The 12811-nt window shown below is 69.3% G+C and carries 11 protein-coding genes; 7 read left to right on the forward strand and 4 right to left on the reverse strand.

All coding sequences use genetic code 11. From position 1 onward, the window contains the following. Positions 1–113: 113 nt before the first annotated feature. From pssA to rimI, 3 genes are read left to right on the forward strand one after another with little or no spacing between them, the layout of a single operon-like run. A complete protein-coding gene (gene pssA / locus DSC_RS01560) occupies positions 114–890 on the forward strand; it encodes a CDP-diacylglycerol--serine O-phosphatidyltransferase (RefSeq protein ID WP_014159355.1) in 777 nt (258 codons plus the stop codon). Next, entirely contained in the window at positions 887–1330 is a 444-nt protein-coding gene (locus tag DSC_RS01565; protein WP_014159356.1) for a hypothetical protein, read from the forward strand. The genes pssA and DSC_RS01565 overlap by 4 nt, the downstream gene beginning before the upstream one ends. Further along, positions 1327–1821 (forward strand): ribosomal protein S18-alanine N-acetyltransferase, encoded by a 495-nt coding sequence (gene rimI / locus DSC_RS01570; protein WP_014159357.1) that lies wholly within the window; start codon positions 1327–1329, stop codon positions 1819–1821. Before DSC_RS01565 ends, rimI begins: the two co-directional genes overlap by 4 nt. Before the next feature lie 96 nt (positions 1822–1917). Here the strand turns inward: rimI and DSC_RS01575 are convergent, their stop codons facing one another. The 3 genes from DSC_RS01575 to DSC_RS01585 form a co-directional block, all read right to left on the reverse strand. Continuing rightward, positions 1918–4782 carry a valine--tRNA ligase gene (locus DSC_RS01575; RefSeq protein WP_014159358.1) on the reverse strand — a complete coding sequence of 955 codons (2865 nt, stop codon included), beginning with the start codon at positions 4780–4782 and terminating at the stop codon, positions 1918–1920. Between the two features lie 94 nt (positions 4783–4876). Then, positions 4877–5302: a DNA polymerase III subunit chi gene (locus DSC_RS01580; protein WP_014159359.1), complete on the reverse strand. Its 426-nt coding sequence runs from the start codon at positions 5300–5302 to the stop codon at positions 4877–4879. Positions 5303–5395: 93 nt separating this feature from the next. Further along, positions 5396–6886 carry a leucyl aminopeptidase gene (locus tag DSC_RS01585; protein ID WP_014159360.1) on the reverse strand — a complete coding sequence of 497 codons (1491 nt, stop codon included), beginning with the start codon at positions 6884–6886 and terminating at the stop codon, positions 5396–5398. 145 nt (positions 6887–7031) lie between these two features. Here DSC_RS01585 and lptF point away from each other — a divergent pair, with 145 nt between their 5' ends. Both lptF and lptG read left to right on the forward strand, forming a co-directional pair. Then, positions 7032–8114, forward strand: coding sequence for an LPS export ABC transporter permease LptF (gene lptF / locus DSC_RS01590; protein WP_014159361.1), 1083 nt, complete (start codon positions 7032–7034; stop codon positions 8112–8114). Then, a complete protein-coding gene (gene lptG, locus DSC_RS01595) occupies positions 8111–9214 on the forward strand; it encodes an LPS export ABC transporter permease LptG (protein ID WP_014159362.1) in 1104 nt (367 codons plus the stop codon). Before lptF ends, lptG begins: the two co-directional genes overlap by 4 nt. A gap of 4 nt (positions 9215–9218) precedes the next feature. Here lptG and DSC_RS01600 read toward each other — a convergent pair whose 3' ends face one another. Next, entirely contained in the window at positions 9219–9713 is a 495-nt protein-coding gene (locus DSC_RS01600; protein WP_014159363.1) for an RDD family protein, read from the reverse strand. A gap of 95 nt (positions 9714–9808) precedes the next feature. Here DSC_RS01600 and DSC_RS01605 point away from each other — a divergent pair, with 95 nt between their 5' ends. Beyond that, positions 9809–10876 (forward strand): site-specific tyrosine recombinase XerD, encoded by a 1068-nt coding sequence (locus DSC_RS01605; protein WP_014159364.1) that lies wholly within the window; start codon positions 9809–9811, stop codon positions 10874–10876. Positions 10877–11958: 1082 nt separating this feature from the next. After that, entirely contained in the window at positions 11959–12792 is an 834-nt protein-coding gene (locus DSC_RS01610) for a disulfide isomerase DsbC N-terminal domain-containing protein (protein ID WP_014159365.1), read from the forward strand. Positions 12793–12811 lie beyond the last annotated feature (19 nt).

The following is a 12811-nucleotide window of genomic DNA, read 5'->3' on the forward strand; positions in this document are numbered from 1 at the left end:
CGCTTCAGAGTGTCGCAATGGGCGCCGATTGCAGCACTCGCAGCCCCGGCTGGCAAGCCGTCATCGGCCCCGGCACGCCCCGCCAGGCGCGGCGGCAAGGCTAAACTGACGCGATGAACGAGCTCAACCAGCCCAAGCGGGTCCGCGGCATGTACCTGCTGCCCAACCTGTTCACCACCGCCGGCCTGTTTTCCGGGTTCTACGCGATCATTGCCGCGTCCAATGCGCAGTTCGTGGCGGCGGCCATCGCGGTGTTCATCGCCGGGCTGATGGACGGGGTGGATGGACGCGTGGCGCGCCTGACCGGGACCAGCAGCGCCTTTGGTGTGCAATACGACTCACTGGCCGACTTGGTCAGCTTCGGCATGGCCCCGGCGCTGGTGATGTACCACTGGTCGCTGTCGGCGCTGCAGCTGGACGGCCAGACCATGGGCCGGGTGGGTTGGGCGGTGGCCTTCCTGTATGCGGCCTGCGCGGCGCTGCGCCTGGCGCGCTTCAATACCCAGGCCGGCACCGCCGACAAGCGCTGGTTCATCGGCCTGGCCAGCCCGGCCGCGGCCGGGCTGATGATGTCCTTCGTGTGGGCCTTTGCCGACGGCGAGCTGATGTGGAGCGGCGAGCAGCTGCGCTATGTGGCACTGGCAGTGACCCTGGTGTCGGCGCTGCTGATGGTCAGCCGGATCCGCTTCTGGAGCTTCAAGGGCACCGGCGCCGGCGGCGCACGCGCCGACCGGGTGCCATTTCTGCTGGTGGCATTGATCCCGGTGGTGATTGCGGTGCTGGTCATCGACCTGCCGCGCACGTTGTGCGTGATCGCGGTGCTGTACGCCTTGTCTGGCCCGGTGATGTGGGCCATGCAGCGCCGGGGGCGCAGGGACGCGGCCACATGAGCCTCAAGGGCCAGCCGCTGTGGACCGGCGAGCAGCACGCCTGGCTGCAGGCGCTGGGCCACACCGTGTGGGTGCCGGGCAGCCTGCCGCTCGCCGCGGCGCCGGCGCCTGCGCGCGCGCCGGAAGCACGCCCTTCTTCGCGTCCTTCGCCATCGCCGCGCCAGGCCGCGCCGTCCACGCGAGGTCCCGCGCCGCCTGCACCGACCCTGGCGCAGGCCGGGCCCGCACACCGTGCACCCACGCCGCCGCCCCGGGCCGGCGCGCGCCTGCACGACGCCCTGCGTTTCGAGTTGATCCGCGCCTCGGGCCTGAACCCGAATGCGCCCGAGTCGGCCGCGATCATCGCCAGCTGGCCCGATACGGCGGCCCTGCGCGGCAACCCGGCAGCCAAGCGCGCGCTGTGGCCGCTGCTGCGCGCGCTGCGCAAGGCGGGCCGGTGAGCGCGCTGCGCTTCGACCCCGGCCACGCCCTTGATCAAAGGAGCGATGTCACCCTGCGGCCGATGCGCGAAGCCGACCTGGAAGAGGTCATGGCGATCGAGCTGCGCGCCTATCCGTTCCCGTGGACGCGCGGCATCTTCCGCGACTGCCTGGCGGCGGGCTATCCGGCCTGGTTGCTGCTGGAGCGCGGGTTGCCGATCGGCTATGGCGTGCTCAGCATGGCGGTGGACGAAGCCCACATCCTCAACGTCTGCGTGGCGCCCGAGCGCCAGGGCCGCGGCCTGGGCCGCTACCTGCTGCGCGCGCTGGTGCGTGGCGCGCGCGAGCGCCGTGCCGAGCGGGTATTCCTGGAAGTGCGTCCGTCCAATCCGCATGCCATCGCCCTCTACCACAGCGAAGGCTTCAACGAGATCGGCCGGCGTCCGCGCTATTACCCCGCGCACGGCGGCCGCGAGGACGCCATCGTCATGGCAATCGAGTTGCTCGACTAAAACCGGGGTCAGAGTGAAGTTTCGCCGATCGTCGCTGCCGCAATGAGCAGCAAGGTCGAAACTTCACTCTGACCCCGGTTTTGGACCCCGGTTTTGTTAGAGCCTGGCGCGCTGGTCCTGCAGGGCGCCAAGCTGGGTGGTCCAGTCGATCAGGCGGGCGCGCTCCTGCTCGACCACGGCCGGCGGGACCTTGTCGCTGAACCTGGCCAGCTTGGTTTGGCTCTTCTCGCGCTCGCCGGCGACCCTGGCGATTTCCCGGTCCAGGCGCGCGCGCTCGGCGTCCAGGTCGACCAGGCCTTGCAGCGGCACCAGCAGGCGCAGCTCGCCGACCACGGCGGCGGCCGACGCGGGCGCATCTTGGCCATCGAGCCAGCTGATCGATTCGAGCCGCAGCAGTGACTGCAGCTGCGAAGCGAAGCGGGTCACGCGCGGCCGGTCGTTGTCGCCACCGCCCTGCAGCATCAGCGCGACCGACCTGCCAGGCGACACGCCCAGTTCGCTGCGCACCCGGCGCACGGCGCTGACCATGGACTTGAGCCATTCCACGTCGGCTTCGGCCTGGGCGTAGGTGCCTGCGTCCAGCGCTTCGGCGGTCGGATAGGGCTGCAGCGAAATGCTCTGGCCGGGCAGGCCCAGGCGCGGGGCCACCTGCTGCCACAACGCCTCGGTGACGAACGGGATCAGCGGATGCAGCAGGCGCAGCAGCTGTTCGAGCACGTACAGCAAGGTGTGGCGGGTGCTGTCTGCGGCTTCCGTATCGGCCCCGTGCAACGCCGGCTTGGCCAGCTCGACGAACCAGTCGCAGAACTGGTTCCAGGCGAACTCGTACAGCGCCTGCGAGAGCAGGTCGAAGCGGTAGCCGGCAAAGTGGGTGGCGGCTTCTTCGCTGACCCGCGCCAGGCCGGCCAGGATCCACTTTTCGGCATCGGTCACCGGCATGGGCGCGCCCGTGAAGCGTGCGCCCTCGGTGTTCATCAGCACGAAGCGGCTGGCGTTCCACAGCTTGTTGCAGAAGTTCTTGTAGCCCTCGGCGCGGGACAGGTCGAACTTGATGTCGCGGCCGTGGCTGGCCAGTGCGGTGATGGTGAAGCGCAGGGCGTCGGCGCCGTGGGCGGCGATGCCGTTGGGGAATTCCTTGCGGGTGGCGCGCTCGATCTTCTCGGCCATCTTCGGCTGCATCAGCCCGCCGGTGCGCTTGGCGACCAGATCGTCCAGGGAAATGCCGTCGATGATGTCCAGCGGGTCCAGCACGTTGCCCTTGGACTTGGACATCTTCTGGCCCTGCGCATCGCGGATCAGGCCGGTGATATAGACCTCGCGGAACGGCACCTTGCCGGTGAAGCTGTCGGTGGCCATGACCATGCGCGCCACCCAGAAGAAGATGATGTCAAAGCCGGTGACCAGCACGTCCGAAGGCAGGTAGCGGTCGAAGCCGCGCTCGGCCATGGCCTGCGGATCGGGCCAGCCCAGCGTCGAGAACGGCCACAGCTGCGAGGAGAACCAGGTTTCCAGCACGTCGCTGTCCTGGCGTAGGGCGGGTCCTGACCCGCCGCCGCTGCCCCCATCAGTGGCATTGGGCGGGTCGATACCCGCCTTGCGGTAGGCCTCCTGCTCGGTGCGCGCGACATAGCAGGTGCCGGCGTCGTCGTACCAGGCCGGGATGCGATGGCCCCACCACAGCTGGCGGCTGATGCACCAGTCCTGGATGTTCTCCATCCAGTGCCGATAGGTGTTGATCCAGTTGGGCGGGACGAAGCGGATGTCGCCATTTTCGAAGCGCTCCAGGCCGCGCCTGGCCAGGCCGTCCATCTTCACGAACCACTGGTCGGTCAGGTACGGCTCGATCACCTGGCCGGTGCGGTCGCCACGCGGGACCTGCAGCTTGTGCGGCTTGGCTTCGACCAGCAGGCCCAGTGCTTCCAGGTCCGCCAGCACTTGCTTGCGCGCATCGTAGCGGTCCAGCCCCCGATACGTGGGCGGCGCGTTGTCATTGAGCGTGGCGGTGGGGGTGAACAGGTTGATCAGCGGCAGCTGGTGACGCACCCCCACCTGGTAATCGTTGAAATCGTGCGCGGGGGTCACCTTGACCACGCCGGTGCCGAAGGCACGGTCCACGTAGTCGTCGGCGATCACCGGGATGGTGCGGTTGCTCAATGGCAAGGCCACCGACTTGCCGATCAGCGCGGCATAGCGCGGGTCTTGCGGATGGACCATCACCGCGGTGTCGCCGAGCATGGTTTCCGGGCGCGTGGTGGCAACCACCAGATAGTCGCGGACCTGCCGCAGGATCTGGTTGCCATCGGCATCGTGCTCGATGTGTTCATAGGTCACGCCATCGGCCAGTGGATAGCGGATCGACCACAAAAAGCCGTCTTCCTCGACGTTTTCCACCTCCAGGTCGGAAATGGCGGTCTTGAGCACCGGGTCCCAGTTGACCAGGCGCTGGCCGCGATAGATCAGGCCCTGCTCGAACCAGCGCACGAAGGCTTCGTTGACGGCTGCCGAGGGCAGCCGGTCCATGGTGAAGGTGCTGCGCGACCAGTCGCCCGAGGCGCCCAGGCGGCGCATCTGGCGCTCGATGGTGTCGCCCGATTGCGCCTTCCATTCCCACACCTTGGCGATGAAGCCCTCGCGGCCCAAGGCATCGCGGGTCTGGCCCTTGCCCTCGGCGGCCATGTTGCGGGTCACCACCATCTCGGTGGCGATGCCGGCATGGTCGGTGCCCACCTGCCACAGCGTGTCGTAGCCGCGCATGCGGTGGTAGCGCACCAGCGCGTCCATCAGGGTGTGCTGAAAGGCGTGGCCCATGTGCAGGGTGCCGGTCACGTTCGGCGGCGGCAGCAGGATCGTGTAGGGCGTGCCGATGCCGGTCGGCTTGAACGCGCCACTGGCCTCCCACTGCGCATACAGGCGCGTTTCGAAGGCCTTGGGGTCGTAGCTGGAGGCGAGCGGTTCGGTCATGGTGTGGCGATCGTTGAAAGGAAGGGCGTAGGAGCGCACCGCAGGGGCGCGATGGGCTTTCCCGGCAGAGCCCCATCGCGCCCACGGGGCGCTGCTACATGTCGTGCTTGTTCAGGGCGAAGCCGCGCGCCTGGTACTGGCGCCAGCGCTCGCGCAGCGGTGCGCGCGCGGCCGGGTCGGCCGGGACCACTTCCAGCACCCGCTCGCAACTGCCGGCGTAGGCGTCCTGGCGCAGGTTGATCACCAGCGGTCGCTGCGGGGTGTCCAGCGCCGGGGGCACGATCAGCACCGGGGTGACTTCGTCCTCGTCCTCGTCGATACCGGCGATCTGGTGCGGGAGGTAGGCGTCATCGTCGAAGGCCCACAGCAGCTCGTCCAGTTCCTCGGCCTGCTCCAGGTCGCGGGCCAGGATCACCGCGAACTGGCCGGTGGCGTAGCACTTCCTGGTCAACTCGCAGACCAGCTTCAATGGCGCCTGGAGGAAGCGCGGCTTGGCGATCAGGTAGAAATCGGCGCGCATGGGCGAAAACCGGGGTCAGAGTGGAGTTTCCGCTTGCATCGCTGCAGGCGAACCGGGGCCGGGTCAAACACCACTCCGACCCCGGTTTTGGTGCTAGCGGGTCGCGGCTTGGGCACGATCCAGCAGCCACTGCGCCAGCAGGTTCACCGGACGGCCGGTGGCCATGCCGCGCTTGCCTTCTTCGTTGGCCACCCCGGCGATGTCCAGGTGCGCCCAGCGCTGGCCTTCGGTGAACCGGGCCAGGAAGCAGCCGGCGGTGATCGCCCCGCCCCAGCGGCCGCCGATGTTGTAGACGTCGGCAAAGGTCGACTCCAGCGCGCTCTGGTATTCGTCCCACAGCGGCAGGCGCCAGGCGCGATCGTAGACGTGCTCGCCGGCCGAGAGCAGCTCATCGCTGAGATCGTCGTGCTTGCTCATCAGGCCGGCGGCGTGGCGGCCCAGGGCGACCAGGCAGGCACCGGTGAGGGTGGCCACGTCGACCAGCGCGGCCGGCTTGAAGCGTTCGGCATAGGTCAGCGCATCGCACAGGATCAGGCGCCCTTCGGCGTCGGTGTTGCCGACCTCGATGGTGCGTCCGGACATGGAGGTGATCACATCGGACGGGCGATAGGCATTGCCGTCGATCGCGTTTTCCACCGCCGGCACGACCACCACCAGGTTCAGCGGCAGCTTGAGCCCGACGGTGGCCACGAAGGTGCCCAGCACCGTGGCGCCGCCGCACATGTCGTACTTCATCTCCTCGATGCCGCCCTGGGTCTTGAGGTTGACGCCGCCGGTATCGAAGGTGATGCCCTTGCCGACCAGCACGTACGGCTGTGCGGCGGGGTCGGCGGCGCCGTTCCACTTGAGCACGATCAGGCGCGGGCGATTGGCCGAGCCGCGCGCCACGGCCAGCAGCGAACCCATGCCGAGCGCTTCCATCTGCGCCTCTTCCAGGATCTCGGCCTCGGCGCCGTCGTGGCTGGCGGCAAATTCCTGCGCCTGCTGGGCCAGATAGGCCGGGGTGCACAGGTTGGGCGGCAGGTTGCCCAGCTCGCGGGTGAAGCGCACGCCGGCGGCGATGGCCACGCCCTGGGCCAGGGCCTGTGCATCGGTGCCGCTGAAGGCGACCTTGGCCAGCGCCTGGGCGTCGAGCTTGCGCTTGCCCAGGGTGGCGCTGTAGCGGTAGGTGGCGTGCTCGGTGGCGGCCACGGCCTGGCGGATTGCCCAGGCGGTGTCGCGGCTGGGCACGTCCAGCTCGGTCAGGGTGACCAGGGCGCTGCTGGCGGCGCTTTCCTTCAGGGCGCGGGCGGTTTCGGTCAGGGCCTTGAGGTAGGTGGGCACGTTGAACTTGGCCACCTCGCCCAACCCGACCACCAGCACGCGCGGCGCAGTGACCCCGGGCAGGTCGTACAGGAAGGTGGTGCGGCCGCTGCGGCCAGGGGCGTCGCCGCGTTGGACCAGGGCCGTCAGGCGGCCACCGCTGGCCTGGTCCACGGCCTTGGCCGCGGCGCTGAGCGACTTGTCCGCATACACGCCCACCACCAGGCAGTCGACCGCCGCGGCGGTGGGGATCTCGTGGTTCAGGGCGAATTCCAGGGTCATTGCGCAGATTCCGTGTGAGTCGGTTTCACCAGCAGGCACGTACAATCGCCGGCCGCCGCGATGCTGGATCTCGCGCCGTCCGCCTCGGTCCGCGCTGTTGCGCGTACCGGCACTCGAACCTGTCATTGTAAGGCAACCCCGCCCGATGCCGAAGCTGGACCGTTACCTGTTCACCGAATTCACCCAGAGTTTCCTGGCGGCGCTGATGGTGCTGCTGGTGGTCAGCCTCGGTGGTGTGCTGGTGGATGTGCTGGGCGATGTGGCCGACGGCAAGGTGCCGGCAGGCCTGCTGCTGTCCCAGCTCGGGCTGGCCACGGTGTCCTACCTGCCACTGATCCTGTCGCTGGCGCTGATGCTGGGGTTGATGCTGGCCATCGCGCGGATGTATCGCGATTCGGAGATGCCGGTGCTGGCCTCGATCGGGGTGGGGCCGCGGCGGATGTTGCGCCCGCTGCTGATGCTGGTGGTCCCGATCGTGGCGCTGGTGGGCCTGATTTCGCTGTGGGCCGGGCCGCTGGCGTCGCGCACCAGCCAGGACATGATCGCCCATGCCAACCGCTCGCTGATCGTGTCCGGACTGGCGCCGGGCAAGTTCACCGTGCTCCACAATGGCGGGGTGGTCTACGTGGGCGGGATGTCGGCCGACGGTCGCGACCTGTCCAAGGTGTTCATGCAGCGCCAGCAGGACGATCGGCTGGACGTGGTGACCGCCAAGACCGGCAAGATGTATTTCGAAGGCGAGACCTCGCGTTTCCTGCAGCTGCGCGATGGGTTCCGGGTGGAGGGCCCCGCCGGGGCGGGCAAGGATTTCCGCCTGATGCGCTATGCCAGCAACGAGGTTGCCCTGCCGGACCGCCAGGACAGCAAGGCCGACGATGATCCGGAGCTGCTGCCGACCTCGCAGCTGCTGGACGATCCGCGCAGCCAGGCCAACGCCCAGCTGCATGCGCGCATCACCCCGCCGCTGCTGTGCCTGGCCTTCGCCCTGCTGGCCCTGCCGTTGGCGCGCAGCGCGCCGCGGCAATCGCGCTATGGCCGGGTGATGCTGGGTTTCCTGGGTTACCTGGTGGCCTTCCTGATGATGATCAACGGCACCCAGTGGCTGGCCAAGGACAAGCTGCCGCCCATGCTGGGTCTGTGGTGGCTGAGCCTGCCGCTGCTGGTGCTGGCGGTGTGGGCCTATGGCCGTGATGGGCGCATGCTGCGCCGCCGTGGAGCCCGCGCATGATCCGTTTTACCCCGCGCATCCACGATCGCTACGTGGGCAAGGTGGTGCTGGGCACGGTGCTGCTGGTGTGGGCCGTGCTGCTGGGCCTGGACGTGACCAATGGCGTGTCCGGGCAGCTGCGCGAGATCGGACGCGGCAACTTCACCTTCACCCACGCGCTGGCCTTCGTGGCCTATACGATCCCGCGCCGGGCCTACACGCTGTTTCCCACCGCGGCGGTGATCGGCGCGTTGATGGGCCTGGGCCAGCTGGCCGCCAGTTCGGAGTTGACCGCGCTGCGCGCATTGGGGCTGTCGCGGCGTCGCCTGAGCCTGTCGGTGGCCGTGACCCTGGCGATCCTGACCGCCGGGATGATGCTGTGCATGGAAACCGTCGGCGCCTGGGGCCAGGTCCAGGCCGACAACCTGAAGGGCCTGGCCAAGTACGGCAACGTCACCCGCGGCCGCTACGCCGGCCTGTGGGCGCGCGAGGGCGATGTGTTCCTCAATGCCCGCAACGGCGATCAGGTCATGGTGGATGGCCGGCAGCAGCTGGTCCTGCAGGACGTGCGCCTGTACCGGCTCGATGGCGAAGGCCGCCTGGCGTCCATCACCCACGCCGCCACTGCCACCCATGCCAGCGACAGCTGGATCCTCAATGACGTGGTGCGCACCACCTTCGGCGACCGTGCCGTGCAGCAGGACAGGGCTCCGCAGCAGCGCTGGGCGTCCAGGTTGGACCCGGCCGCGCTGACCGCCGCCCTGGGCCAGCCGCGCTACATGGCGGCGGCCGACCTGAAGCGCAGCATCGACTACCGCAGGCGCAATGACCTGGATGCGCGCGACTACGAGGAGATCTACTGGGGCCGCTGGTTCTACCCGCTGAACGTGCTGGCCCTGTGCCTGGCGGCGATCCCGTTCGCATTTGGCAGCCTGCGCAGCGGCGGGGCGGGCAAGCGCCTGTTCCTGGGCATCATGTTCGCGCTGGTGTTCTGGCTGCTGCAGCTGCTGTTCGCCCGCATGAGTACCGCCCTGCGCCTGGATTATCGCCTGGCCTATGCGGCTGCGCCGGTGCTGATGCTGGTGATCTCGATGTGGCTGTTCAAGCGTCGCAGCAGCTAGCAGATCAGCGCGGCGGCCTCGGCTTGCGCACCAGGCGCGTGCCGCTGGCACGGTCGTGCCAGGTCAAGCGGTCGCGGTCCAACCAGGCCCACCAGAAGCCCACTCCCGCGCACAACAGCGACAGCGTGGCCACCGCATAGCGCAGCCACAGGGTCTTCCAGCCGGGGCCGTTCGCGCCGTCTCCGGCGACCAGCACCAGCCGCCACGGCCGCATGCCCAGGGTCTGGCCGCCGCGCCGCCAACTTACCGTGGCGTAGATGCCGGCCACCGCCCAGCACGTCAGCCACAGCAGCCACTGCAGCAGGCTGAAGGGCGGGATGTTCTGGCGTACGGCGTGGTGGCCAAGGAAGGTGTAGCCCAGGGTGAACGCGGCCGAGACCAGCATCCACAGCGCCAGCACCGGCCAGGCATCGTAAAACAGCGCCAGCAGTCGCCAGCCCAGCAGGGCGCGGCGCGGCGCGGGCAGGGCGAGCGGGGCGGTGTCGGATTCGGCGGACATGGGCCAAGGATAAGGCGAGGGAGTGAGGAGCAGGGCGAGCGGGCTCGGTGAGCTGGTTGCTACTGGCTGCTCTGTGCGCGTTCTAAGCTACTGCGATGCCATCGCCCGCCGCACGCCGCCAGGTCATCAATGCACTGCCCGGATGCGGGCCGGCCGATGCCCGCAGCATCGACGCCTTCCTGGACGCGGCCTGGGCCGAGGGCGGCTTGGCGCGGGCCACACTGGACAGCTATCGGCGCGACCTGCAGGGCCTGGCGCGCTGGGCGGGTTGGCGCGCTGGCCAGCCAGCGGCGCCCACGCCGGCGAGCGCCCCTCCAGGGATGGACGGGCTGGACCTCCAGGACGCCCGTCATGGCGCACCGGGCAGGGCATCCGGGAACTGGCTGGCAACCGCGGACCGTGGGTTGCTGTTCGACTACCTGGCCTGGCGCGCGCGCGCAGGCTACTCGCCGCGCAGCAACGCCCGGCTGCTGTCCTGCCTGCGCGCGTTCTACCGCCAGCTGGTGCGGCGCGGTGCGCGCGCCGACGATCCGACCGCACTGCTGGAGCCGCCGCAATTGCCGCGCTCGCTGCCCAAGGCGTTGTCGGAAGGCCAGATCGAGGGCCTGCTGGACGCGCCGGACCTGGACACCCCGCTGGGCCTGCGCGACCGCGCGATGCTGGAGCTGATGTACGCCTGCGGGCTGCGCGTGAGCGAGCTGGTGGACCTGCCGGCCAATGCGGTGAACCTGCGCCAGGGCGTGGTGCGCGTCACCGGCAAGGGCAGCAAGGAGCGGCTGGTGCCGCTGGGCGAGGAGTCACAGCACTGGCTGCAGCGCTATCTGGATCAGGCGCGACCGCAGCTGTCGGCCGGCAAGGCAGTGCCGGCCATGGCCGACGGCCAGGTGCCGTTGTTCATCGATGGCAAGCGCCGGGCGCTGAGCCGGCAGGCGTTCTGGGGGTTGGTCAAGCGCTATGCGGCGGCGGCCGGGATCGATCCGGCCAAGGTCAGCCCGCATGGCCTGCGCCACAGCTTTGCCACCCACCTGCTCAACCGCGGCGCCGACCTGCGCTCGCTGCAGCTGATGCTGGGCCACAGCTCGCTGTCCACCACCCAGATCTACACCCTGGTCGCCCGCCAGCACCTCCAGCAGCTCCACACCAAACACCACCCGAGGGGGTGAAGCCAAAGCGCGGCATGCCGCGCTTTGGCTTCACGCCCGGCCATGGATGGCCGGGCCGGGGCATCACCGAGCGCGATGTCGCGCCAGGGATGGCGTTCGTGAGCCCCGACGCGAGCGCGCCGCGCTTTGGCTTCACGCCCGGCCATGGATGGCCGGGCCGGGGCGTCATTGAGCGCGATGTCGCATCAGGGATGGCAGCGCTGAACACCAAAGCAGCCAGGGCGAGCCATTGGCTCGATGGGCCGGGGCGTCATTGAGCGCGATGTCGCGCGAGGCGGAGCTCTTGCTGCGCGACGCAGCTGTGTTGAGGGAGCGACAAGTCCGCCTTCGCTCCCTCTCCCCCGCGAGCGGGGGAGAGGGCCGGGGTGAGGGGGCACCGAAGCCGACCCAGGCGAGGCTGCCGGTACGTTTTCGAAGCTGGAGCCGCCTGGGCCGCGTTTTCGTCAGCCGCTTGCGTGAACAGCAAAGCCCCCCTCATCCGCCTTCGGCACCTTCTCCCCCGCTTGCGGGGGAGAAGGGGAGCAACAAGCCCGCCTTCGCTCCCTCTCCGCGCGCGGGGAGAGGAAGGAAGCAACAGCCCGGCTGTCCGCGCCTTCTCCACGCGCAGGCGGGGGAGAAGGGACACAACAAGCCCGGCTCCGCTCCCTCTCCCCCGCTCGCGGGGGAGAGGGTCGGGGTGAGGGGGCACCGAAGCCGACCCAAGCGAGGCTGCCGGGACGTTTTCGAAGCTGGAGCCGCCTGGGCCGTGTTTTCGTCAGCCGCTTGCGTGAACAGCAAAGCCCCCCTCATCCGCCTTCGGCACCTTCTCCCCCCGCTTGCGGAGGAGAAGGGGAGCAACAAGCCCGCCTTCGCTCCCTCTCCCAGCGCGCGCGGGGAGTAAAGGAAGCAACAGCCCGGCTGTCCGCGCCTTCTCCACGCGCAGGTGGGGAGAAGGGGCTTGGGAACCACCGCCCCATCCGCCCCGCCCAGGCCCGGGTCATTCATGCCCCGTATGCGAGAATCCGCCACCAAGCCCCGTCGCGGGGCCCCGTGCCGACATGCCGCGCACATCCCGGCAGCCGCCTTCGAAACAGGAATCCCCGATGCGCCGTTTCCTCCCCTTCTTCCTGCTGGCCGGCCTGAGCCTGGGGGCCTGCGCCCAGCAGCCGCAGAACGCCGCCGCCCGGCCCGCGCCGGCCAGGCCTGCCGCCGCGCCCACCGCGCCCGCTGCCGTCGCCAGCAACGACCCGGCCGATGCCAAGGTGCGCGCCGCGCTCAGGCAGCTCAATCCGCAAGTCGAGGTGGACTACATCGGCAAGGCGCCGCTGCCGGGCTTCCGCGAGGTCATCGCCGCCGGCCAGCTGGTGTACGTCAGCGAGGACGGCAAGTACCTGCTGCAGGGCAGCCTGGTCGATATCGGCCAGCGCAAGGACCTGATGCAGGGCAGCCCGGCGCTGGCCGGGTACCGCCAGAACCTGCTCAAGTCGGTCAAGGACAGCGACAAGATCGTGTTTGCCCCGGCCAACCCCAGGTACACCGTCAATGTCTTCACCGACATCCAGTGCGGCTACTGCCGCAAGCTGCACAGCCAGATTGCCGACTACAACAAGCTGGGCATCGCGGTGGAATACCTGGCCTGGCCGCGCATGGGCCTGGGCAGCCAGGACCACAAGGACATGATCTCGGTCTGGTGCGCCGCCGACCGCAAGAAGGCCTTGACCGAGGCCAAGCAGAGTGGCCGGGTTGCCGCGCGCGACTGCACCAACCCGGTGAACATGGAATACGACATCGGCCAGCGCCTGGGCATCAGCGGGACCCCGGCGGTGTTCGCTCCGGACGGCAGCCAGATCGGCGGTTACCTGCCCCCGGCCGAGATGCGCGCGGCCCTGGACAAGCTGGCCGCGGCCGGTGCCGGCAAGCCGTCGGGCATTCCCTGACCGGCTTTTGCCCTGCAGC

Source organism: Pseudoxanthomonas spadix BD-a59 (assembly GCF_000233915.3).
In the GTDB taxonomy this organism is placed as follows: Bacteria; Pseudomonadota; Gammaproteobacteria; order Xanthomonadales; family Xanthomonadaceae; genus Pseudoxanthomonas_A; species Pseudoxanthomonas_A spadix.